This window comes from Streptomyces aculeolatus, assembly GCF_020400605.1.
GTDB classification, from domain to species: domain Bacteria; phylum Actinomycetota; class Actinomycetes; order Streptomycetales; family Streptomycetaceae; genus Streptomyces; species Streptomyces aculeolatus.
This window is the reverse complement of sequence record NZ_JAINRD010000005.1, coordinates 226567-250773: the sequence shown is the minus strand read 5'-3', so window position 1 is coordinate 250773 and position 24207 is coordinate 226567. Positions and strand designations below refer to the sequence as shown.

Annotated in this window: 13 protein-coding genes; 7 read left to right on the top strand and 6 right to left on the bottom strand. The window is 76.0% G+C overall.

Features of this window, described 5'->3' with window-relative positions; genetic code table 11:
- Positions 1-13: 13 nt before the first annotated feature.
- Together LG396_RS11760 and LG396_RS11755 are read left to right on the top strand one after the other, a co-directional pair.
- Positions 14-3031 (top strand): helix-turn-helix transcriptional regulator, encoded by a 3018-nt coding sequence (locus LG396_RS11760; RefSeq protein WP_225794685.1) that lies wholly within the window; start codon positions 14-16, stop codon positions 3029-3031.
- A gap of 139 nt (positions 3032-3170) precedes the next feature.
- Positions 3171-4004 carry a CPBP family intramembrane glutamic endopeptidase gene (locus tag LG396_RS11755; RefSeq protein WP_225794684.1) on the top strand — a complete coding sequence of 278 codons (834 nt, stop codon included), beginning with the start codon at positions 3171-3173 and terminating at the stop codon, positions 4002-4004.
- Between the two features lie 34 nt (positions 4005-4038).
- Here LG396_RS11755 and LG396_RS11750 read toward each other — a convergent pair whose 3' ends face one another.
- A complete protein-coding gene (locus LG396_RS11750) occupies positions 4039-7053 on the bottom strand; it encodes a helix-turn-helix transcriptional regulator (protein WP_225794852.1) in 3015 nt (1004 codons plus the stop codon).
- A 318-nt stretch (positions 7054-7371) separates the two neighbouring features.
- Entirely contained in the window at positions 7372-7527 is a 156-nt protein-coding gene (locus tag LG396_RS11745; RefSeq protein WP_018838925.1) for a hypothetical protein, read from the bottom strand.
- Between the two features lie 319 nt (positions 7528-7846).
- Here LG396_RS11745 and LG396_RS11740 point away from each other — a divergent pair, with 319 nt between their 5' ends.
- Positions 7847-8800 carry a hypothetical protein gene (locus LG396_RS11740; RefSeq protein ID WP_225794683.1) on the top strand — a complete coding sequence of 318 codons (954 nt, stop codon included), beginning with the start codon at positions 7847-7849 and terminating at the stop codon, positions 8798-8800.
- Between the two features lie 106 nt (positions 8801-8906).
- On the opposite strand, the gene LG396_RS39655 is transcribed toward LG396_RS11740, so the two are convergent.
- Together LG396_RS39655 and LG396_RS11725 are read right to left on the bottom strand one after the other, a co-directional pair.
- On the bottom strand, positions 8907-11966 hold the full coding sequence (locus LG396_RS39655; RefSeq protein WP_308190091.1) for a helix-turn-helix transcriptional regulator: 3060 nt from the start codon (positions 11964-11966) through the stop codon (positions 8907-8909).
- A gap of 2 nt (positions 11967-11968) precedes the next feature.
- Positions 11969-12145, bottom strand: coding sequence for a hypothetical protein (locus tag LG396_RS11725; protein ID WP_018838928.1), 177 nt, complete (start codon positions 12143-12145; stop codon positions 11969-11971).
- A 250-nt stretch (positions 12146-12395) separates the two neighbouring features.
- Between LG396_RS11725 and LG396_RS11720 the strand changes: the two genes are divergently transcribed.
- Positions 12396-15491, top strand: coding sequence for a helix-turn-helix transcriptional regulator (locus LG396_RS11720; RefSeq protein WP_225794682.1), 3096 nt, complete (start codon positions 12396-12398; stop codon positions 15489-15491).
- Between the two features lie 87 nt (positions 15492-15578).
- Here LG396_RS11720 and LG396_RS11715 read toward each other — a convergent pair whose 3' ends face one another.
- Both LG396_RS11715 and LG396_RS11710 read right to left on the bottom strand, forming a co-directional pair.
- A complete protein-coding gene (locus LG396_RS11715) occupies positions 15579-16739 on the bottom strand; it encodes a PQQ-dependent sugar dehydrogenase (protein ID WP_225794681.1) in 1161 nt (386 codons plus the stop codon).
- A 101-nt stretch (positions 16740-16840) separates the two neighbouring features.
- Entirely contained in the window at positions 16841-17833 is a 993-nt protein-coding gene (locus tag LG396_RS11710; protein ID WP_225794680.1) for an aldo/keto reductase, read from the bottom strand.
- A gap of 115 nt (positions 17834-17948) precedes the next feature.
- Here LG396_RS11710 and LG396_RS11705 point away from each other — a divergent pair, with 115 nt between their 5' ends.
- The 3 genes from LG396_RS11705 (at position 17949) to LG396_RS11695 (ending at position 24190) form a co-directional block, all read left to right on the top strand.
- The gene (locus LG396_RS11705; protein ID WP_372483492.1) at positions 17949-18866 is read left to right on the top strand and encodes a 2-hydroxyacid dehydrogenase; all 918 of its coding nucleotides are present in this window, start codon (positions 17949-17951) and stop codon (positions 18864-18866) included.
- Positions 18867-19179: 313 nt separating this feature from the next.
- Positions 19180-22014, top strand: a complete 2835-nt coding sequence (locus LG396_RS11700; protein WP_225794678.1) for a putative bifunctional diguanylate cyclase/phosphodiesterase — start codon at positions 19180-19182, stop codon at positions 22012-22014.
- A gap of 232 nt (positions 22015-22246) precedes the next feature.
- The gene (locus LG396_RS11695; protein ID WP_026278185.1) at positions 22247-24190 is read left to right on the top strand and encodes an acetolactate synthase large subunit; all 1944 of its coding nucleotides are present in this window, start codon (positions 22247-22249) and stop codon (positions 24188-24190) included.
- Positions 24191-24207 lie beyond the last annotated feature (17 nt).

The window sequence follows — 24207 nt, the reverse complement described above, 5'->3', positions numbered from 1 at the left end:
AGTGCAGCGTGCGATGCTCGACATTGTGCAGAGCCGATCCATCAGCCCGGTGTTCGCAGGCCGTCACGACGAGTTGAAGACCCTTGATGCCGCGCTCGCCCGCGCCGCCCTCGGCGAGCCGCAGGTGCTGCTCGTGGGCGGCGAGGCAGGCGTCGGCAAGAGCCGGCTGCTGGACGAGTTCCTGGAGAAGGCGCAGCACGCCGGCGCGGTCACCGCGGTCGGCGGCTGCCTGGAGCTGGGCGCCGACGGACTGCCGTTCGCGCCGTTCGCCACCGCCCTGCGCATGCTGCACCGCCGGCTCGGCGCCGAGCTGACGGAGCTGGCCGCCGGCCAGGAGCCGGTGCTCGCCCGGCTGCTGCCCGACCTGGGCCCGGTCGCCGAGGAGCCGCACGGCCAGGACAGCCGGGCCCGCCTCTTCGAGCTGACCGTCGGCCTGCTGGAGCGGCTGGCCGCCGGCCGCACCGTGGTGCTGGCCCTGGAGGACCTGCACTGGGCGGACCGCTCCACCCGCGAGCTGCTCGGCTATCTCGTCCGGTCGGTCCGGGACGCCCGCCTCGTGGTCCTCATGACGTACCGCTCGGACGACGTCCACCGCCGCCATCCGCTGCGCCCCTTCCTCGCCGAGCTGGACCGGCTGCGCTCCGTGCAGCGGCTGGAGCTGTCCCGGCTCAGCGAGGACGAGGTGCGCAGCCAGCTCGCCGGCATCCGCGGCGTGGCCGAGCCCGAGCGCGAGCTGACCGCCGAGGTGTACGCGCGCAGCGAGGGCATCCCCTTCTTCGTCGAGGAGCTGGCCCTCAGCGACGACGCGGGCCGCCTCAGCGACTCCCTGCGCGACCTGCTGCTCGTCCGGGTCGAGGCGCTGCCCGAGGGCGCCCAGCGCGTCGTGCGCCTCGCCGCCCGGAACGCCCGCGTCCCGCACGCCCTGCTCGCCGTCGTCTCCGGCCTCGCCGAGGACGAGCTGATCGAGGGCCTGCGCGCCGCCGTCGGGGCGAACGTGCTGGTGCCCGACGAGGAGGGCGAGGCGTACCGCTTCCGGCACGCGCTGCTGCGCGAGGCCGTGCTCGACGACCTGCTGCCCGGCGAGCGCACCCGCCTCAGCCGGCGGTACGCGGAGGCCCTGGAGGCCGACCCCGCGCTGGTCGCGGCGGAGGAGCGGGCGACCCGCCTGGCGAGCTACTGGTACTACGCGCGCGACGCCGCCAAGGCCCTGCCCGCCGTGCTCCACGCCGCCCGCGAGACCCGCACCCGGCACGCCTACGCCGAGCAGCTCAAGCTGCTGGAGCGGGCGCTGGAGCTGTGGGACGAGGTGCCGGCGGAGGAGCGCCGCGGGCTCCCGCCGCAGGGCGCCCTGGAGTCGTATCCGCCGTGCGGCTGCGGGGACCGGCCGGAGGAGCTCGAGCTGCACCTGGTCGACCTGCTGGCGCACGCCGGGTTCGCGGCCCGGCTGGACCACCAGTGGGAGTCGGCGCTGAAGTTCGGCAAGACGGCCCTCAAGGTCGTCGACGAGACGCAGGACCCGCTGCGCGCCGCCTGGTTCTGGCTGGAGCGATCCAAGCTCATCGCGCTCGCCGGCCGCGGCGACGGCCGCGCGGAGCTGACCCGGGCGCACGAGCTGGTGCGCGACCTGCCGGCCTCGGCCACCCACGCCGACGTCCTCGCGCAGGTGGCGATGTGGGAGCTGCTGCACGCCTCCAGCCTGGACAGCATGGTGCTCGCCGAGCGGGCCGTCGAGCTGGCCCGGCAGGCCGGCGCCGGCGAGGTCGAGCTGGGCGCGCGGATCACGCTGTGCACGCTGCGCTCGGCGAAGGGCGACCCCGACGCGTGGATCGCCGAGCTGTACGAGATACGGGACCTGGCCGGGCAGCTCGGCGCCGACCGCCAGATGGGCCGCGCGTGCATCAACCTGTGCGACGCGCTGGAGAAGGCCGGCCGGTCCGCGGAGGCGGTCGAGGCGGGCCTCGCCGGGATGAAGGACATGTACGCCCGCGGGCTGTACGACTCCGCGGCCTTCGCCGCGCTCAACGTCGTGGAGTCGCTGACCTCGCTCGGCGAGTGGGACCGCGCCGAGCAGATGCGCCAGGAGTGGAAGCGGCACGCCGCCGGCTCCCGCACCGGCGCGTCGGTGGCGCTGCGGCGCGCCCAGCTCGCGCTGCTGCGCGGCGAGTTCGAGCTGGTGCCGGAGCTGCTCGCCGCGGCCCGCCGCTACCGGGGCCGCAACGACGGCGAGCCGCAGTACGAACTGCCGTTCGCCGTCGTGGAGATGAGCGCGCTGCGGACGCTGGGCCAGGCGCCGGAGGCGCTCGACTCGCTGGAGCGGCACCTCGCGCTGCTGCCGATGCCCGGCCAGGAGACGTACGTCTGGGAGCTGCTCGTCGCCGGGGCGCGGCTGGCGGGGGACATCGCCGGGGTGCCGGGCGTGCCGGAGGAGCGGCGCGCGGAGATCGTGGCGCGGCTGGCGGACGAGGCGGCCGACCTGCCCGCGGAGGGGCCGCTGTGGACGCCGTCGGCCCGCCTCTTCGCCGCCGAACTGGCCCGCGCCCGCGGCGCCGCCGACCCCGCCGTGTGGGCGGCGGCCGCCGCGGCGTACGAGCCGCTGGGCCGTCCGCACACCCTGGCGCACCTTGCGTACCGCCGGGCTGAGGCGCTGCTCGCCCGCGCCCCCGGCGGCGGTCCCGCCGCCCGCGACACGGCGGCGCCGCTGCTCGCCGAGGCGCACGCGACGGCGGTCCGCCTCGGCGCGACCCCGCTCCGCGAGGGCGTGGAGCAGCTCGCCGGCCGCGCCCGCGTCCCCCTCGGCCCGGCGTCCCGGCCGCCGGCGGACCCGGTGGAGTCGCTGGGGCTGACGGCCCGGGAGACGGACGTGCTGCGGCGGGTGGCGGCGGGGCGGAGCAACCGCGAGATAGCGGAGGAGCTGTTCATCGCGCCGAAGACGGCGAGCGTGCACGTGTCGAACCTGATGGCCAAGCTGGGTGTGTCGAACCGCGGCGAGGCCGCGGCGGTGGCCCACCGCCTGCGGCTCTTCGAGGACTGACCGCCGGGCCCGGTTTCCGGGTCCGGGCCATGTGCCGCGGGCGGGATTGCCGGACGCGTACGGTGACCGGGGGCACGGGCCGGTGCAGGATGGCGGCCCGCGCCGCACGGGCGCGGCCGTCCCCGAGAGGACCCCGCCCATGCCCGCCGACCCGGCCGAACCCGCGGACAGACCCCCGCCCGCGTTACCCGGGATGCGCCTGCGCGTCCTCACCGTCTTCGCCGCCGCCGTGCTGCTCTGGCTCTTCGTCTTCTACGGCACGCCCCTCGGCCGCGACTACGACCGCCCCACCCACGCCGCCCGCGCCGTCCTCACCACCGTCCTCGTCGTCCCCGCGGTCGTCCTCGCCCGCCGGCTGCTGGACCGCCGCCCCTGGCACGGAATCGGGCTGCCCCTGTCCCGTACCGCCGCCCGCCACTTCCTCCTCGGCGCCGCCTGCTGGCTCCTGCCCGCCGCCGCCGGCTTCGCGCTGTGCCTGGGCACCGGCTGGGTGGAGGTCACGCGCCGGGAGCCCGTCGCCGAGGTCGCCGGGGTGGCGGCGATGCTGGTGGTGCTGGTCTTCCTGTACGAGGCGCTGCCGGAGGAGCTGGTGTTCCGCGGCTACCTCCAGCGCAACCTGCTGACCGCGCTGCCCGCCGGCCGGACCGTCGTCGGCCAGGCGGTGCTGTTCATGCTCTTCGGCTTCCTCGTCGGGGTCGCCCGGTCGCCGTTCCGGCTCTTCCTCTTCTTCGCCTTCGGGCTGCTCCTCGGCGCGTTCCGCGTCGCGACCGGCGACATCTGGACCGGCATCGGCTTCCACGTCGCGTACCAGAGCGCCGCCCAGCTCTTCCTCGGCGAGGGGGCGGCCTTCGAGGTGTCGGGGGAGGGGGCCTTCGGCGCGCTCGCGCTCGGCGGACTGCCGTTCTTTGCCGCCTGGACGTACCTGTCCCGGCGGCACCGGGACAGGCTCGACTGGTCCGCCACGGCGCCGTAGCGCCGGCCGCGGCCCGCGCGCGTACGGCCCGGGGTCAGGCGCTTTCGAAGAGGCGCAGGCGGTGGGCCACCGCGGCGGCCTCGCCGCGGTTGGAGACGCCGAGCTTGGCCATCAGGTTGGACACGTGCACGCTCGCGGTCTTCGGCGAGATGAACAGCTCCTCGGCGATCTGCCGGTTGCTCCGCCCCGCGGTGACCAGCCGCAGCACGTCCGTCTCCCGGGCCGTCAGCCCCAGCGCCTCCGCCGGATCCTCCGGCTCCGCCCCCTCGGCCCCGTCCGGCCCGGTGAGCCGCACCCGCGCCCGCGCCGCCAACTGCTCCACGCCGTCGCGCAGCGGTGCCGCGCCCAGCGCTTCCGCCGACGCGTGCGCCTGCGCGAGCAGCCGCGCCGCCTGCTCCCGTACGGGCCCGGCCGCACCGCCCGCGAGCAGCGTCTCCGCCCAGCGATACTGCACCCAGCCCAGCTCGTGCGGCCGCTCCAGCGGCTCCAGCGCCGACGCCGCCGCCTCCCACTCGGCCACCTCCGAGCGGCCCCGCGCCCGGCCCAGCTCCGCGACGAAGTACCGCCGCCACGCCGCCCAGATCGGCGTCGGCGTGTCCAACTGCCCCGCCGCGCGCTCCAGCCGGTCCAGCAGCTCGTCGCGGCCCGCCGCCGTCCCCGGCAGCCCCCGCGCGTCGCCTTCGGCGGCCGCCGCGGAGACCAGGAGCTGCCACAGGTACGACTCGTGCCCCAGCTCCGGCAGCTTCACCAGCCCTTCGGCGAGCTCCGCCCGCGCCTCCTCGTACCGCCCGCGCTCCATCAGGATCCGCGCGCCGATCTGCACCATGCGGAAGGCGCCCTGCGGCTCCGCCTGGCTGGCACCCGCCTCTTTGCGCGCCTCGGCGAGGAGTTCGCCGGCCCGGTCCAGGTCGCCGCGGTAGAGCGCCAGCCAGGCGGCGGCGAGCGAGGCGAACGCGCGGGTACGGGCCTGGGCGCCGTACGAGCGCAGCCGGACGAGGTCCCCCTCGGCGGCGTCCCACTCGCCGACGGAGATCATCGCGTCGACCATGTTGCAGCCGATGAAGGCGATCGAGTCGCGCAGGCCCTGCTTCCTGGCCGCCGCGAGCCCCGCCCGCGCCGCCTCGATGGCCTCGCGGGACCGGCCGGTCATCTCCAGCACGGACGCGAGATTGTTGTGGGCCCGGCCGATGACGGTCGGGGCCCCGCAGCGGTCGGCGGCGTCGCGCAGCTCGTACAGCTCGGCGGTGCCGCGCTCGACGTCGGCGGCGTGCGTACGCAGCGTGGCCAGCGTGATCCGCGCGTGGAGCTCGACCTCCGCGGCCCCGACCAGCCGGGCCTGCTCCACCGCGCTCTCGGCCAGCGGGATGCTCGCCGGGTCCGGGCTGTGCAGCATCTTCCACAGCGCCGCCGTCGCCAGCACGTCCGCCTTCACGGGCGACGGCGGCCGGTCCGCCACCAGCTCCTGCGCCCTGCCCAGCTCCGCCCAGCCGTCGCCGCCGCCGCTGTTCACGACCTGCCACTGCCGCTCCAGCCAGAACCACGCCGCCCGCTCCGGCTCCTGCGTCTCGTCGAGCATTTCCAGCGCCCGGCGGGTCAGCGTGCGCGCCTGCTCGTGCGAGTCGTCCAGCCGGGCGGCGACGGCCGCCTCGGCGAGCAGGTCGAGGAAGTGCAGGTGGGGTTCGTCGGCGCAGCGGCACAGCGGGTACGACTCGGCGTAGCGCGCGGCCGGCAGCTCGCGCAACTGCTCCTCCGGCACCTCGTCCCACAGCTCGACGGCCCGCCGCAGCATCGCGTGCTGCTCGGCGAACGCGTGCCGCATCCCCGCCTCGTCGGCCGCCTTGAGCGCGGCGGGCAGGGCCCGCGCCGGGTCGCGGGCGGCGTACCAGTGGCTGGCCAGCCGGGCGGCGTGCTCCTCCGGGCGGACCAGCGCGGGGTCGGCGGCCAGCGCCTCGGCATAGCGCCGGTGCACCCGGGAGCGCTCGCCGGGCAGCAGGTCGTCGCCGGTGGCCTCGCGCAGCAGCGCGTGCCGGAAGCGGAAGCTGTCGGCGCCGGGACTCCCCGCAGCGGTCAGCAGGATGCCGGCGTCGACGGCGGGCCGCAGCGCCTCGATCAGCTCCTCCTCGCCCTGCCCCGACACGGCGAGGAGCAGCCCGAACTCCACGGTCGAGCCGGCCTCCGCGGCGATCCGCAGCACCCGCTGCGTCGCCTCCGGCAGGGTCTCGACGCGTACGAGCAGCAGGTCGCGCAGCGACTCCGACAGCGCGTCGGGCGAGCCGCCGCAGTCCAGCAGTGCGGTCAGCTCCTCGACGAAGAAGGGGTTGCCGTCCGAGCGCTGGAAGATCGAGTCCACCAGGTGCGGCAGCGGCCCGGTGCCCCGGATCGCGGTGATCTGGCCGATGACCTCCTGCCGGGAGAAGCGCGCCAGCTCCAGCCGCTGCACCGTGCGCAGCCGCTCCAGCTCGGCGAGGAAGGGGCGCAGCGGGTGGCGGCGGTGGATGTCGTCGGAGCGGTACGTGGCCAGCAGCAGCACGCGGGCGCCCTGGAGGGAGCGGATGAGGTAGCCGAGGAGTTCGCGGGTGGAGCGGTCCGACCAGTGCAGGTCCTCCAGCGCCAGCACCACCGTCCGCCCGGCGGCCAGCCGCTCCAGCAGCCGGGCGGCGTGCTCGAAGAGCCGGGCCTTGGCGTCGGCGTCGTGCCGGTCCCCGGCCCCGCCCGCGCCGCCGGTGCCGGCCAGTTCTGGCAGCAGCCGGGCCAGCTCGGCTTCGCCGCCGCGGGCGGCGTCCGCCAACTCGCCGCCGAGCGCGCGGTGGAGCGCGCGCAGCGCGGTCGCGAACGGCGCGAACGGCAGCCCGTCGGCGCCCAGCTCCAGACAGCCCCCGACGGCCACCACGGCGCCGGCGCGCTCCGCGCGGTCGGCGAACTCCTCCAGCAGCCGGGTCTTGCCCACCCCGGCCTCGCCGCCGACCAGCACGGCCTGCGGCATGCCGGCGCCGGCCCGCTCCAGGGCGGCGCCCAGGGAGCGCAGCTCGTCGGCCCGGCCGACGAGCACGGGGCTTACGCACGAGATCGTCACAGTTGAGAGCATCGCACAGCGCTACGCCGCGGCGGCAGCCCGGCGGGGGCACGGGGGAGGGGCGGCCGGGAGAAGCGGGGAAACGCGGGAACGCGGGAAACGCGGGAAACCGAGGAAAGGGGCGCAGACGGCGAGAGCGCCCGCCCCGCGGTGTGCGGGTGGGCGCTCTGCGGTCCGGTCCGGCCGCCGCTCAGTAGGGCAGCGGCCGGCCGCTCGGGGTTCTCAGGTCCAGGGGCGGGCTCTCGCGCTCCCGCTTCCGGGGCCGCACGGTGATCCGTCGCACGGCGCGCCACCTCACGCGGCCTTCACCCAGCGGGACAGGACGCGCGTGCGGCGGGCCGCGCGGCGCTCCTCCCGGCGGGCGACGGCCACCTCGCGGGCGAGGCGGAACTGCGCTGCCTCGCGGCGCAGGTCGGCGGAGCGCGTCTCGTGCATCTGGTACGCGAACATCTCTTTCTCCCTGGCGTTTTGGCTGGTCTCTTGCTGTGTGACTCCAGCTTCGCCGCCAAGGGGGGTCCGCCACATCGGGAGACTGCCGCATCTCCGCACCCCCGCCGCCTTACCCGGACGCCCCTACGCGCGCGTACCCGCCTAAGGCACCCCGGATCGGCCCCTGCCCGTGGTCTGAGGTGCCTTACGTGCCGCGCCACCGGTCCCGGAGGAGGAGCCGGCACCCCGCCGGACGGGGGAGGCGGGTGGTTCCCCGGGCCGATGCGTCCGGGCGGGACGGCGGCCGAAGCTGAAGGCCGCCGGAAGCTGGGGGATGCGGATGGAACGCTGGGACCGGGCCGGACGCCGGGCGGCCTACGGCGCCGCCCTCGCGCTGCTGCCGTACCTGGTGATCAAGGTGTCGTGGGTTGCCGGCTCGCTGCTGCGGCTCGCGCCGGTCCCCGAGGGCTACAGCCTGTCCGGCTGGGTCTTCCTCAACACGGTGACCGTGGGCATGACGGCGATCGGGATCGCGTTGGCGCTCGCCCTGGTGCGGCCGTGGGGGATGCGGATCCCCGGGCGGCCGGTGGTGTTCTGCGCCTGGACGGGGGCGGGGTTCCTGGTCTCGATCCTGCCCTACGCCGTGCTCACCACGCTCCTGGACGCCGGGGGCGGGGACCCGCCCGACGACGGCGGGGATGGTGCCGCCATGCCCGGCTGGGTGGGCGCACTGATCCAGTTCGGCTTCGTGGGCATGGGGCTGGGCCTGGCCGTCGCGCTCCCCGCCTACCTGCGGCGGAGGTGGCCGGAGGCGTTCGCCGGACGGGTGGGAGACGGTACGCGGACGGCGCTGCCCTGGCCGGCCGTGGCCGCCGCCGCGGTCGGCCTCGGCTGGCTGTACTGGGCGGCCGGCGGTACGTGGGGGCTCGCCCGCCCGGACGAGCGGGGGACCGACTGGCGGCTGCTCACCGGCCTCGGCGCCGGGTGGGCGCTGGCCGGAGCCGCCGCCGCGCTGGCCCTCGCCCGTGCGCGCCCCGCCGGGCTGCCCCGGTGGCTCCCGCTCGCGGCCGGCTGGCTCGGCTCGGGCTCGCTGTTCGCCTGGAGCGGCTGGAAGCTCCCCGTCACCCTGGTCGTCGCGCTGGCCCGCCCCGGCGGGGCCGCCCCGCCGGAGGCCCCCGCCGTGGCTGCGGTGCTGCACCTGGCCGCCGTGGTGGCCGGTGCCGGCTTGCTGCGGACCCTCCTGCGCACGGACCGGTCCCCGGCGCCGGCCGGCACCGGGGACCGGTCGCGTTAAGGGCTGTCCCGTAACCCGCGGCGGGCTCACGACGCCTGGCACGGCACCTCGCCGCGTGCCGCGCCGGACGCCGCTCGCTGATCCACCGTGGGCTACGGGACAGCCCTCAGGCGTCCTCGAAGAGCCGCAGGCGGTGGGCCGTCGCCGCCGCCTCGCCGCGGCCCGAGACGCCGAGCTTGGCCATCAGGTTGGACACGTGCACGCTCGCGGTCTTCGGCGAGATGAACAGCTCCTCGGCGATCTGCCGGTTGCTCCGCCCCGCCGTCACCAGCTTCAGCACCTCCTGCTCCCGCGACGTCAGCCCCAGCGCCCGGACCGGGTCCGCCGGCGCCGGGTCCGGGCCGCCCAGGGGGAGGCGGGCTCGGGAGGCCAGCGCCGTGACCGCCGTGCGCAGGGGGGTGGCGCCGAGGGCGGCGGCCGTCGCGTGGGCGCCGGCGAGCAGGTCCGCCGCGCGCTCCCGGTCGCCTCCGGACGCGAGCAGGGCCTCCGCCCACCGGTGCCGTACCCGGGCCAGCTCGTACGGCCGGTCCAGCGGCTCGAACGCGGCCGCCGCCGCGGCCCACCGCAGCGGGTCGGGGTCGCCGGCGGCGCGGGCCGCCTGCGCGTCGAGGAAGAGCGCGTGCGCCGCCCACACCGGCGCCGAGCGGGACAGCCCCGCCGCCGCGGTCCGGATCCGCGCCAGCGCCGCCGCGGTGCCCCGCGCGAACGCCGGCACCCGCCGCCCGTCGCCCTCGGCCTCCGCCGCGACCAGCAACAGCAGCCACCCGTACCGGTGTACGCCCGGTGCGAGCCCCGCGTCGATCGTGCGGGCGGCCTCCTCGCGGGCGCCCGTCAGGTCCCCGCGGGCGGCCGCGACCGCCGCCGTCAGCGTGCTCAGCGGAATCGCCATCTGCGGCTGCGTCTGCTGCGGCCCGAGCCGGTCCCGCGCGGCGGCGAGCAGCGCCTCCGCCCGCGCCACGTCGCCGCGGAACAGCGCCAGCCGGGCGCGGGACTGGGCCAGGTTGCCGTAGGTCAGGGCGACGACGGCGTCCCGCTCCGCCAGGTCCGCGACGCACTCCGCCTCCTCCCAACGGCCCATCGCCACCAGGGAGTCCATCTGGTTGCCGAGCGAGAACGACACCTTGTCGCGCCGCCCCCGGCTCGCCGCCGCCCGCGCCGCGTCCGCGGCGACCTCCGCCGCCTCGCGGGAGCGGCCCAGGTTCTCCAGCGCCGCGGCCAGGTTCAGCTCCGCGCGCGCCGCCGCCGTGTAGTCGCCGATGTGCCGGGCCCGGTCACGGGCCCCGCGCAGGACGTCGAGCCCGCGCTCCTCGTCGCCGGAGTCCTCCAGGTGGATCCCGTACGCCACGCGGGCGTTCAGCTCCAGGTTCTCCTCGCCGGCCGCGGCCGCGGTACGCACCGCCAGCTCGGCCGCCGCGAGGCCCGCGGGCTGCCCGGGGCGGTGCAGCATCTCCCAGGCGGCGGCGCAGGCCAGCACCAGCGCGGGCACCCGCGACGGCGGCAGGTCGCGCACCAGCTGCAGCGCCTGGTCGAGTTCGGCGCGGCCGTCGCCGCGTGCCAGCTCCTCCACCAGCCAGTGCCGCTGCACCCACAGCCACGCCGCGCGCAGCGGCTCCGCGGCCTCGTCGACGGCCTCCAGGGCGCGCCTGGTCAGCGCCAGTGCCCGCTCCCGCTCGTCCGCGAGCCGGGCGGCGACGACGGTCTCGGCGAGCAGGTCCAGCTCGGTGAGGGGGGCGTCCTCCCCGGCTCCCGCCACGTAGCCCGTCTCGTAGTCCTCGATCCGGTCCGGGGGCCGCAGCCGGGCGCGTACCTCCGGCGACACGTCGTCCCACAGCTCCATCGCCCGCTTCAGCAGCTCGTACTGCTCGGCGAACGCGTGCCGGCAGCGCGCCTCCACCGCCGCCGCCAGCACGGCGGGCAGCGCCCGCGCGCTGTCCCGGCCGTGGTGCCAGTGCCGGGCGATGCGGGTGAGCCGCTGCTCGGCCCGGACGAGGGTGGGATCGGCCTGGAGGACCTCGGCGTAGCGGCGGTTGAGCCGGGAGCGCTCGCCGGGCAGCAGGTCGTCGCGCACGGCCTCGCGTAGCAGGGCGTGCCGGAAGCGGTACGACTCGCCGTCCTCGTCGGGTACGAGCACGTTGTCGGCGACGGCCGCGCGCAGCGCGTCCAGCAGCTCGTCCTCGTCCGCGCCGGTGACCGCGGCCAGCAGCGCGTGCTCCGCGTGGCTGCCGGCCTCGGCGGCGACCCGCACCACCCGCTGGGCGGGCTCGGCGAGCCGCTCGACGCGGACGAGCAGCAGGTCGCGCAGCGACTCGCTGATGCTGCAGTCCGGGTTGGCCGACAGCTCCTCGACGAAGAACGGGTTGCCCTCGCTGCGCCGGTGGATGTCGTCGGCGTGGGTGGGCGTGGGCACGGTGCCGTGGATGCCGGTGAGCTGGGCGGCGACCTCGTCGCGGCTGAGCGGGGCCAGCTCGATGCGGCGTACGGAGCGCAGCCGGTCCAGCTCGGCGAGGAAGGGGCGCAGGGGGTGGCGGCGGTGGATGTCGTCGGAGCGGTACGTCGCCAGCACCACGAGCCGGGTGGCCTGGAGAGTGCGGAAGAGGTAGGAGAGCAGCTCGCGGGTGGAGCGGTCCGACCAGTGCAGGTCCTCCAGGGCGAGGACGACGGTGCGGTCGGCGGCCAGCCGCTCCAGGCTCTGCGCGGTCAGCTCGAAGAGGCGGGTGCGCCCGTCGCGCTCGTGCGGCGGCGCGCCGGCCGGGGGCGCGTACGAGGAGTCGGGCAGCAGCCGGGACAGCTCCTCCTCGCGGCCGCCGACGGCCGCGGAGATCGCGTCGTCGCCCAGCTCGCGCTGGAGCGCCCGCAGGGCCGTGGTGAACGGGGCGAACGGCAGCCCGTCCGCGCCGAGTTCGACGCAGCCGCCGGCCGCGGTCACCGCGCCGGCGGCGCGCGCGGCGGTCAGGAACTCCTCCACCAGCCGCGTCTTGCCGACGCCGGCCTCGCCCGCCACCACGAACGCCTGCGGCTCGCCCGCGGAGGCGCGGGCGAGCGCGGCGTCGAGCGTCTTCAGTTCTTCCGTGCGGCCTGCGAGTACGGGGCTGAGGCGGACGGCTCTCACACCGCCGAGGATGTCACGCACCTCGGCCCCGGCGACAGGTGCCGGCGGGGCGGCCATCCTCAGGCCGCCTTCACCCAGCTCCCGCGGCGGGCGGCGGCCCCGCCCCCGTCGCCCGCGGCGGCCGACCGGCGTCCGCGCGCCCGGCGGGCGAGGACGGCGCCGCGCGCCATCCGGTACTGCTCCGCCTCGCGGCGCAGCTCGGTGGACCGGGCCCGGTGGATCTCGTAGTCGTACATGGTCGCTCCCCTGTGTGTCGGCTTCCTCGCCGTGTTTCTCCCTGTGCCTCAAGACTCGTCTCCCAGGGGGGTGCGGCGCATCGGGCGACTTCCTCATCTCCGCGCACGCGGCGCCTTAGATGCCCGCCGCGGCGGGGCCCAGCCGTCTAAGGCCCCCTCCCGCACCGCCCTACGGCCCTCTAAGGCCCTGCCGCGGCGGGGCCCGCGGGCCTCTCCCCGGCCGGCGCCGCGGCCCGCGGCGTGACGTGCGATGCTCGGTCGCGTGGAGTCCCTGGAGCACCCCGAGCAGGCGGCCCCGGACGCCGGCGACCGCGCCGGCGTCCGGGTCTTCGTCGGCCGCTCCGCGGAGCTGGGCACGCTGACGGAGGCGTACGACAGGGCCGCCGCCGGCGAGCCGTGCGCCGTGCTCGTGGGCGGCGAGGCGGGCGTCGGCAAGTCGCGGCTGGTGGAGGAGTTCCTGGCCCGCGCCGAGGCCGCAGGGGCGGTCGCCGCCGTCGGCAACTGCATCGAGTCCGGCGCCGACGGCCTGCCCTTCGCGCCCTTCTCCACCGCGCTGCGCGCCCTGCGCCGCCGCCTGGGCGACCGGCTGGACGAGGTCGTCGCCGGACAGCAGGGCGAGCTGGCCCGGCTGCTGCCCGAGCTGGGGCCGATCCCCGACCCGCCGGCCGCCGGGCAGGGCGAGGCCGGGCGGGCGCGGCTGTACGAGCTGGCCGCCCGGATGCTGGAGAAGCTGGCCGGCGAGCGGGTCCTCGTGCTGGTCGTCGAGGACCTGCACTGGGCCGACAACTCCACCCGGGAGCTCCTCGGCTACCTGCTGCGCTCCGTCCAGGCCGCCCGCCTGCTCGTCGTCGCCACCTACCGCTCCGACGACCTGCACCGCCGCCACCCGCTGCGCCCCGGCCTCGCCGAGCTGGACCGGCTGCGCGGCGTACGCCGCTTCGAGCTGGCCCGGTTCAGCCGCGACGAGGTCCGCAGCCAGCTCGCCGGGCTGCGCGGCGGGCAGCCGCCGGAGGAGCTGGTGGCGGAGGTCTACGGGCGCTCGGACGGCAACGCGTTCTTCGTCGAGGAGCTGGCCGCGGGCATCGGCACGGGCGTCGGGGGCGTCCGGGGCGTCGGCGCGGGTGCGGGCGGCGCGGCCTTCGGGCGGCCGGCCGGCGGGATCGGCGAGTCGCTGCGCGACCTGCTGCTCGTACGGACCGAGGCGCTGCCGGACGCCGCGCGCAGGATCGTCGCGCTGGCCGCGGTCGGCGGCGACCGCGTCGACACCGCGCTGCTCGCCGCCGTCTCCGGGCTCGGCGAGGACGACCTGTTCGACGCGCTGCGCACCGCCATCGGCGCCGGGGTGCTGCTGCCCGCCGACGAGCGGGTGGACGCGTACCGCTTCCGGCACGCCCTCATGCGCGAGGCCGTCTCCGACGACCTGCTCCCCGGCGAACGCGCCCGCCTCAGCCGCCGCTTCGCCGAGGCGCTGGAGGCCGACCCCGCGCTCGTACGGGCGGACGAGCGCCCCGCCCGGCTCGCCGGCTACTGGTACCAGGCCGGCGACTCCGCCCGCGCGCTGCCCGCCGTGCTCGCCGCCGCCGCGGACGCCCGCGCCCGGCACGCCTTCGCCGACCAGCTCGCGCTGCTGGAGCGGGCCGTCGCGCTGTGGGACGACGCGCCGCCGGAGGCCCGCACCGTGCCGCACTCCGGCGGCGCCTACCCGCGGGCCGACCGCCCCGAGTTCGCCGACCTGCTGGCCGAGACCGTGTTCGCGGCCCGGCTCGCCTCCGCGTTCGGCCGGGCCCTCACGCTCGGCGACCGCGCGCTGCGGCTGCTCGGCACCGGCTCGCCGCTGCGCGCCGCGTGGTTCCGCGTCGAGCGCGCCCGCTGCGTGCAGGGCCTCGGCCGCGGCGACGGCCGGGAGGACCTGCACCGGGCGCAGGAGCTGGTCCGCGGCCTGCCGCCGTCGCCGGTGCACGCGCAGGTGCTCGCCGAGGTCGCCAACTGGCAGGCGATGCACACGCCCGGCGGCGGCGCCATCGAGGCCGCCGAGCGGGCCGTGCAGCTCGCCCGGCTGGTCGGCGCCGAGGAGACGGAGCTGACCGTGCGCATCCCGCGGGCCTGGATGATGGTCGACTCCGGCGACGTCGAGGGCGGCATCGCGGAGTTCCACGCGGTACGGGAACGGGCGGCGGCCGGCGGCCTGGCGGTGGCCGCGGCCCGGGCGTACGCCAACCTGCCCTCGGCCCTCGAAGGCGTCGGCAGGTCCGCGGAGTCGGTGGCCGCGGCCGAGGAGGCGGTCGGGATGCTGACCGACTCCGGGCTCGCCACGTTCCTCTCGCTCAGCCACGGCAACCGCGCCAACGCACTGCTGTCGCTCGGCCGCTGGACCGAGGCGGACGAGGCCGCGGACGCGCAGTTCCGCACCGCGCGCAGCACGCAGCTGCGCGGCAGCGCGATGCTGGACCGGGCGCTGCTCGCGCTGCTGCGCGGCGACCACGCCGGCGCGCGCGGCGAACTCGCCGCGGCCCGGGAGGAGTTCGGCAACGACCGGCAGCCGCAGTACGAGCTGCCGCGCGCCGAGATGACGATCCGGCTGGCCGCCGCCGAGGGGCGGGTCGCCGAGGTGCGCGCCGTGTTCGAGCAGGCGGTCGGCGACGGGCTGCGGCTGGGGATGCAGCGCTACGCCTGGCCGCTGCTCTACGCCGCGGCCGCCGCCGAGGCCCGGCTGCGCGGGCTGCCCGCGGCGGAGGCGGGCCGGGCGGCGGCGCTGGCCCGGATCCGCGCGGCGATGCGCAACCTGCCGCGGTTCGCGCCGCCGTGGGAGGCGCAGGCGCTGATGACGGAGGCCGAGCTGCTGGCGGCGGAGGGCCGCGACGCGACGGCGCGCTGGGCGGAGGCCGAAGCGGCGTGGGCGGAGCTGGAGTGGCCGTACCAGCAGGCGCTGACGCGCTACCGCCGGGCGGAGTCGCTGCTCGCGAGCGCCCCGGGGCCGGGCGCGGCGCGCGACGGCGCGGCGGAGGCGCTGCGGCGGGCGTACGGGACGGCGACGGCACTCGGCGCGGCCGGGCTCGCCCGCGACGCCGAGGCGCTGGCGTCCCGCGCCCGCATCGCCCTGGCCCCGGACGCCGCGGCGGCGGAGCCGGAGGACCCGGCGGAGGCGCTGGGCCTGACGGCCCGGGAGGCGGACGTGCTGCGGCTGGTGGCGGCGGGCCGGAGCAACCGGCAGATCGCCGAGGAGCTGTTCATCTCGCCGAAGACCGCGAGCGTGCACGTGTCCAACATCCTGGCGAAGCTGGGGGTGGCGGCGCGCGGCGAGGCGGCGGCGGTGGCGCACCGGCTGCGGCTGTTCGACGGCGGCTGAGTGAGCCGGGCCCTCCGACCCACAGCGGCCGTGGCGGGCGAGTCCGGTGGTACGCGCCCCGGGCCCTGCCGCCCGGGGGCGTACGCCCTAGCTGACCTCCACCCGCAGGATGCGGTCGTCGCCCTTCTCCGGCGTGCCGCGCAGATCCGTCTCGTTGGTCATCAGCAGCAGATCGCCGTCCGACGCCCGCTGCACCGTGCGCAGCCGCCCGTACTCGCCGTCGAAGAACGCCTGCGGGTCCGCCGCCGCCTTCTCGCCGTCCAGCGGGATCCGCCACATCCGCTCGCCGCGCAGCGACGCCATCCAGATCGACCCGTCCGCGAACGCGATGCCGCTCGGGGAGGCGTCCGGGGTGGCCCACTGCACGACGGGGTCGATCATGCCCTCCCGGTTCTCCTTGCCCTCCGCCTCCGGCCAGCCGTAGTTCCCGCCGGGCTCGATCAGGTTCAGCTCGTCCCACTTCTGGTCGCCGAACTCCGCGGCCCACAGCCGCTTGTCGTCGTCCCAGGCCAGCCCCTGCACGTTGCGGTGGCCGTACGAGTACACCACCGACCCCGCGTCCGGGTTGCCGCGCGCCGGCTCGCCGTCCGGCGTCATCCGCAGGATCTTGCCGCCCAGCGACTCCCGGTCCTGCGCGAGCGCCGGATCGCCGGCCTCGCCGGTGCCGACGTAGAGCATCTTGTCCGGGCCGAACGCGATCCTGCCGCCGTTGTGCCGGCCGCCCTTGGGGATGCCGCGGAAGACGGTGTCCGGCGCGCCCAGCCGGTTGCCCTCGGGCCCGTCCGAGTCGTACGTCATCCGTACGATGCGGTTGTCGCTGTCGGACGTGAAGTACGCGTAGACCATCTCGTCGGCGCCGAGGGCGAGGCCCAGCAGGCCGCCCTCGTTGCCCGGGTCGCCCTGCACGCCGGGGACCTCGCCCGCCTCGGTGACCTTCCCGCCCTTCGCGGCCACGTGGTAGACGGTGCCGCTGTCGCGGGAGGAGACCAGCAGGTCGCCACCGGGCAGCTCCGCCAGGCCCCACGGCGTCCGAAGGTTCTCGGCGACGGTGCCGACGACCTTCGCGGAGCCCTTGTCCGGCGGCGGCGAGCCCTGCTCGCCGGAGCCGCCGCTGCCGGCGGGGGCGGCGGAGGACGACTCCTCGGCCGACCTCCCTGAGCTGTCGTCGTCCCCCGACGAGCAGCCGGCGGCGAGCACGAGTGCGGCGGCGGCTGCCAGCCGGAAGGCGACGACGGCGCGGGCTCTCACGGGACGGTTCTCCTTGGGCAGGCGGCGGCCGGGAACGTACCCAAGCACATCACAACCGGGAGTGCACCGCGCGCCGGTGCGTGGTTCCTGCCCGTACGGAGCTACTCCCACGACCCCTGCGCCGGCGGCAGCGCCGCGATCTCCGCCAGGTCCGCGGCCGTCAGCCGCAGCCCCGCCGCCGCGGCGTTCTCCACCGCCCACCGCGCCCGCTTCGCCCCCGGCACCGGCACCACGTGCGCCCCCTGCGCCAGCACCCACGCCAGCGACGCCTGGGCCGGCGTCGCGCCGTGCCGCTCGGCCACCCGCCGCAGGCCGGCGACCACCGGCTGGTTCGCCGCCATCATCTCGGCGGTGAACCGCGGGTGCCGGGCGCGTATGTCGTCCGGCTCGAAGCCCTGCCCCGGCGTCAGCGTGCCGGTGAGGAACCCGTGCCCCAGCGGCATCGCCGCGAGGAACCCGACCTGGCGCGCCTCGCACCACGGCAGCAGGCTCGCCAGCGCCTCCGGCGACCACGCCGACAGCTCCGCCTGCACGCTGCTGACCGGGAACACCTGCTGCACCCGGCCCAGCCGGCGGATCGTCGCGTCGTACATCCCGCCGCCCGCCCGGCGGTCCGCCCGCGCGCCGACCGCGCAGAACCCGAGCGAGCGCACCTTGCCCGCCGCCACCAGCTCCGCCATCGCGCCCCAGGTCTCCTCGACCGGCACCTCGGGGTCCTCGCGGTGCAGTTGGTACAGGTCGATGACGTCGGTCTGCAGCCGGCGCAGCGAGGCGTCGCAGGCGCGCCTGACGTACGACGGGCGGCCGTTGGCGACGACGTGCTGCTCGCCGACGAGGAGGCCCACCTTGGTGGAGACGAACGCGTCCGCGCGCCGCTCCTTGAGCACCCGGCCCACCAGCAGCTCGTTGGTGAACGGCCCGTACATGTCGGCGGTGTCGAGCAGGCTCACGCCGGCGTCGAGCGCCGCGCACACGGCCCGTACGGACTCCTCGCCCTGCTGCCGCGACGTGCTGTACGCCCAGCTCATCGGCATGCAGCCGAGGCCGACAGCGCCCACCTGGAGGGCCGCCGCCCCGATCGTCCTGCGCTCCACGCAAGGCACCCTAGACCCTGCCGCCGACAGTGGGCCCGCGGCCTCGGTCCCCTCACCCCGGCAACCCGTGCGCCCGCACCGATCGCCTAGCCTCGTGTCCATGAGCGATGGACAGGTGTGGCTGCCGATTCCGCCGGACGAGATCACCGGTCTGCCGGGGGAGCTCGACTACGTCCACTGGGACGCCGAGCCGGCCTTCCCGGCCGACCCGGCGGACTGCGTCTTCCTGGTGGCCCCGTACATGCGTCCGATCACTCACGACCCGGTGCCGGAGATGACGCGGCTGAAGGTGCTGCAGACCCTCACCGCCGGCGTCGACGCCTATCTGCCGGCGCTGGCCTCGCTGCCGCCGGGGGCCCGGCTGTGCAACGCCCGCGGCGTGCACGAGGCGTCGACCGCCGAGCTGGCGCTCGCGCTCACCCTCGCCTCGCTGCGCGGCATCCCGGACTTCGTGCGCCGCCAGGACGCGGAGGAGTGGCGCACCGGCTTCCACCCGTCGCTCGCCGACAAGACCGTGCTGATCCTCGGCTACGGCGCCATCGGAAGTGCGGTGGAGGACCGGCTCGCGGGCTTCGAGTGCGAGCGGGTCGTACGCATCGCGCGCTCCCCCCGCACCACACCGCGCGGTCCCGTCCACGCCCTCGCCGACGTACGGGAGTTGCTGCCCGCCGCCGACGTGGTGATCGTGACGACCCCGCTGACCGACGACACCCGCGGCCTGGTCGACGCCGGGTTCCTGGCCCGGATGAAGGACGGCGCGCTGCTCGTGAACGTCGCCCGCGGCGCCGTCGTGGACACGAATGCCCTGCTCGACGAGGTGCGGCCGGGCCGGCTGCGGGCCGCGCTCGACGTGACGGACCCCGAGCCGCTGCCGGCCGGCCACCCGCTGTGGCACGCGCCCGGAGTGCTGATCAGCCCGCACACCGGCGGGCCCACGTCCGCCTTCCGGCCGCGTGCGGAGAGGCTGCTGCGCGCCCAGTTGCGCCGGTTTGCCGCCGGTGAACCGGTGGAGCACGTGGTCGCCGTGGCCTGACGGACAACCGCACGAACACTCTACGTAGTTGAGGCGCGACTCTCGGTTTTAGTTACGCTCCGTAGAGGAAGTATGTCCCTGCGTGACGAACCTGGTGTATCGTCCGCAGCGGGGATTGCTCCCGACGTCAACGTGGCCGGCCCGCTGCCGGCGGCGCAACCGATATCGAGGGGGGCGATGGGCACATGCACGGCAAGTGGAAAACATTTCCGGTCCGCGGGCAGCGCGGTAGTCCCGCGCGCCTCCCGGCCCTGAGAGCCGGCGTCGCGGCGGGATCGCTGACGCGACCGGCTCCCGGCAGCCGGGGGGCGCGGTGACCGCGTCGATCGGGGCGGTGGTGCCCAGGCCGCCGTTGCCCGCGGGGGTCGTACCCCAGCTGGTCCTCGCGGTGCTCTGCGCGGGGTATGCCACCGGTGCCGCTCTGGGCTGGGGCTCCGCCCGACTCGCCCTGATCATGGGGGACTTCGGGCTGAGCGCGGCGGCGTTCGCGGCCGCCTTCTCGTGTCTTTACTACGCGCGTATCCGCCAGGGCCGCTTCCGGCCGGCCTGGCTCATGTTCGGTGTCTCGTCCGCCATGGCGGGCGTCGGCAACGGCATCTGGGGCTGGTACGAGGTCGTGCTCGAGCGGCCGCTGCCCGAGGCGTCCGTGGCGGACTTCTTCTTCCTGCTCTTCGCGCCGCCGGCGGTCATCGGCCTGCTGGTGCTCGCCCGGCGGCCGGTGAGCAGGGCGGGCTGGATCTGCCTGGGCCTGGACACCTGGCTCATCGGCGGCTCCCTGCTCACGATCTCCTGGACGCTCGCCCTGGCGCACGCCGCGGGGGACGACGAGTCGGTGCCGCGGGTGGCGCTCTCGCTCGCGTACCCGCTGCTGGACATCGTGCTGGTCAGCATGGTGCTCGCGCTGCACTTCCGGCGCACCGCCGCGGGCCGCTCCGCGATCAACACGGCGATCGGCGCGCTGGTCCTCACGGTCCTGTGCGACGCGCTGTTCACCTCGCCGCTGCTCCAGGAGCAGTACCACTCGGGGCAGCTGCTGGACGCCGGCTGGTTCGCCGGCTCGGTCCTGCTCGCGTACGCCCCCTGGGTCGGCAGAGCCGAGGAGGCGGAGGACGCCGAGGAGTGCGCCCAGAAGGAGCGCGGCCGCCCCATCGCCGGGCACATCGGCGCGCTCGCGCCGTACCTGGCGGCCGGCGTGTGCACGCTGGGGATCCTGTACAACCTGCTGGACGGCCGCAGCGTGGACCGCGTGGTGCTGATGACCGCGTGCACGGTCGTGCTGGCGCTGGTCGTCCGCCAGGCGATCATGCTGCTGGACAACATCAGCCTCACCCAGGAACTCGCCCAGAAGGAGAACCACTTCCGCTCGCTCGTGCAGGGTTCGAGCGACGTCATCATGATCGCCGCGCCGTCCGGCGTGCTGCGCTACGTCAGCCCCGCGGCCCTCGGGGTCTACGGCACGGACCCGGAGGAGCTGGTCGGCTGCGAGCTGGCCGGGCTCATCCACCCGGACGACCTGGGCCGGGTGCTGCACGAGGTGCGCCGGTTCCTGTCGGCGCCGCCGGGCGGGGCGCGCTCGATCCGCATCGAGTGCCGCTTCCGGGCCGGCCGGGGCCGGCGCGGCGGCGCGAGAGCCGGCGGCCAGGAAGCGTACGGCGAGGACGGCTGGCTGAACGTCGAGTCGACGGTCAACCGGCACCACAACGGCCTGATCTTCAACTCCCGGGATGTCACCGAGCGGGTCCGGCTCCAGGCGCAGTTGCAGCACAGCGCCTCCCACGACAGGCTCACCGACCTGCCGAACCGGGAGCTGTTCACCGAGCGTGTCGGCCACGCTCTCGGCGGCCGGCGGGCCGGGGACGCCAACGCGGCCGTGCTCTTCATCGACCTCGACGGCTTCAAGGCGGTCAACGACACCGTCGGCCACGCCGCCGGCGACGAGCTGCTCATCCAGGCCGGCCGCCGGCTCCAGGAGTCGATCCGCTCCGGGGACTCGGCGGCGAGACTCGGGGGCGACGAGTTCGCCGTGCTGCTCGTCGGCGGCGCGGCCGGGGAGAACCGGTCGGACGGCACCGGGCGCGAGCGGCGTACCCGCGAGGTCGCCGACCGGCTGCGGGTGCGGCTCTCCGAGCCCTACACGGCGGGCGGCGTCGAGGTGCGGGTCGCGGCCAGCATCGGCGTGGCCTTCGCCGAGCCCGGCAGCACCCCCGCGGAGCTGATGCGCAACGCCGACCTGGCGATGTACCGCGCCAAGCAGGCCGGCAAGGCGCGCGTCGAGCTGTACGCTCCGCAGATGCAGGCCGAGGTGGTGCGCCGGATAGAGATGGCGAACCGGCTGCGCTCCGCGCTGGACGACGGACAGTTCACCCTCGTCCACCAGCCGGTGGTGGAGCTGTCCAGCGGGCGCCTCGCGGCGCTGTCGGCGCAGCCGCGCTGGCGCTCCCCGCAGGGCATCGTGCACGCGCCCGCCGAGTTCATGCAGGGCCCGCCGGACACCGGCCGGGGCGGCAGCGCGCAGGACCGGGCGCGGACCGCGGAGCTGGCCCGCTGGCTGCTGGAGTCGACGGTCGAGAAGGCCGCCGAGCGGTACGAGGCGGGCATGGGCATCCCCGTGACCGTACGGATGTCGGCCGCGCGGCTCACCGACCGGGGCATGTCCCCGCAGCTGGTGGAGGCCCTGCTGATGCGGCACGGGCTGCCGCCCGGCGCGCTGACCATCGAGGTCGCCGACAGCGACACCCGGGCCGGCATGGACGAGCTGGAGCGGCGCCTGGTGGCGCTGCGCCGCCTCGGCGTGCGCATCGCGCTCGACGGCTTCGGCAGCGGTCACGCCGCCATCGCCGCGCTGCGCCGGCTGCCGGTGGACGTGCTCAAGCTGGACCGGGGCCTGGTCGACGGGCTGGCCGAGTCGCCCCGGCTGCGCGCCATCGCGGCCGGGATGATCGGCATCGCCGGCGAGCTGGGCCTGGACTCGACGGCCGAGGGAGTCGACCTGCCCGAGCAGGCCGAGGTGCTGCGTGCGCTGGGCTGCCGGCACGCGCAGGGCATGGCCTACTGCGAACCACTGGAGGAGGAGCGGGTACGGGACGCACTGGCCCTGGGAGCGTTCGCGCTGCCGGAAGAGGACACATCGGCCATTGCGCTCACATAGTGAGACCCGGGTCCCACAAACTTGACACCCCCGGCGCGCCGGGGGCAAGGTCAGGTCCATGCGCACCCGAATTCTCGTACTTGGACAGCGCGTCGGCTGAAGCGGATCCCGACTCCCGGACCGCGCCGACGCGCTCCCCTCGCTTGCCATCTGGCACGAGGGGTTTTTTGTTGCTCGAACCCGCTGCTCCTCCCCCGACCCTCGCACCACTCGAAGACGAGAAGAGAAACCGATGACCGAGCAGGCTCCCCCGCGGAGTGAGCCCCACCCGCAGCCGCCGCGGGCCCGCAGCGGGGGACAGTCCCGCGTCCCGGGGCACACACCGGCAGAAAAGACCGTGACGGGCGCGCAGTCCCTCATCCTCGCCCTGGAGGCCGTGGGCGCGGACACGGTGTTCGGCATTCCGGGCGGGACCATCCTCCCCGCGTACGACCCGCTGATGGACTCCACGAAGGTCCGGCACGTCCTCGTCCGCCACGAGCAGGGCGCGGGGCACGCCGCCACCGGGTACGCGCAGGCCACCGGCAAGGTGGGCGTCTGCATGGCCACCTCGGGGCCGGGCGCGACCAACCTCGTCACACCCATCGCCGACGCGCACATGGACTCCGTGCCGCTGGTGGCGATCACCGGCCAGGTGGTCGTCAAGTCGATCGGCACGGACGCCTTCCAGGAGGCGGACATCTGCGGCATCACCATGCCGATCACGAAGCACAACTGGCTGGTCACGGACCCCGCGGACATCCCGCGGGTGATCGCCGAGGCGTTCCACATCGCCTCGACCGGCCGCCCCGGACCGGTGCTGGTCGACATCGCCAAGGACACGCTGCAGTCGCCCACGGTCTTCTCCTGGCCGCCGCGGCACGAGCTGCCCGGCTACCGCCCCGTGACCAAGCCGCACGCCAAGCAGATCCGCGAGGCCGCCCGGCTGGTCGGCGCCGCCCGGCGCCCGGTGCTCTACGTCGGCGGCGGCGTGCTCAAGGCCCGCGCCACCGCGGAGCTGAAGGTCCTCGCGGAGCTGACCGGCGCCCCGGTCGTCACCACGCTGATGGGCCTCGGCGCCTTCCCCGACACCCACCCCCAGCACCTGGGCATGCCGGGCATGCACGGCACGGTGGCCGCGGTCACCTCGCTGCAGAAGGCCGACCTGATCGTGGCCCTCGGCGCCCGGTTCGACGACCGGGTCACCGGCAAGCTGGACACGTTCGCGCCGTACGCCAAGATCGTGCACGCCGACATCGACCCCGCGGAGATCGGCAAGAACCGCGAGGCGGACGTGCCGATCGTCGGCGACGCCCGCGAGGTCATCGCCGACCTGATCGTGGCGGTGCAGAGCGAGCAGGAGCAGCTCGACGGGCAGGGCGGGAGCGCCCCCGCCGGCACGGCCCGGTACGCGGAGTGGTGGCAGCAGCTCAACCGCTGGCGCGAGACGTACCCCCTCGGCTACGACCTGCCCACCGACGGGACGCTGTCGCCGCAGCAGGTGATCCAGCGCATCGGCGAGCTGGCCCCGGAGAACACCGTCTACACCGCGGGCGTCGGGCAGCACCAGATGTGGGCGGCCCACTACATCGAGTACGACAAGCCCCGCACCTGGCTCAACTCCGGCGGCGCCGGGACCATGGGCTACGCCGTCCCGGCCGCCATGGGCGCCAAGGCCGGCGCGCCGGAGGCGACGGTCTGGGCCATCGACGGCGACGGCTGCTTCCAGATGACCAACCAGGAGCTGGTCACCTGCGCGCTGAACGGCATCCCGATCAAGGTCGCGATCATCAACAACGGCGCGCTGGGCATGGTCCGCCAGTGGCAGACCCTGTTCTACAACAAGCGCTACTCCAACACCGTCCTGCACTCCGGCCCCAACGGAAACGGCAACGGCGCCGCCGAGGAGCCCGGCGGCCCCGAGGAGCGGGCCCGCCAGGCGGCCGGCACCCGGTGCCCGGACTTCGTCAAGCTCGCCGAGGCCATGGGCTGCGTCGGCCTGCGCTGCGACGACCCCGAGCAGCTCGACGCCGTCATCGAGAAGGCCAACGCCATCAACGACCGCCCCGTCGTCGTGGACTTCATCGTCCACCAGGACGCGATGGTCTGGCCGATGGTCGCGGCCGGCACCTCCAACGACGAGATCATGGCCGCGCGCGACGTCCGCCCGGACTTCGGCGACGGCGCGGACGACTGAGGCCGGGAAGCGAAGAG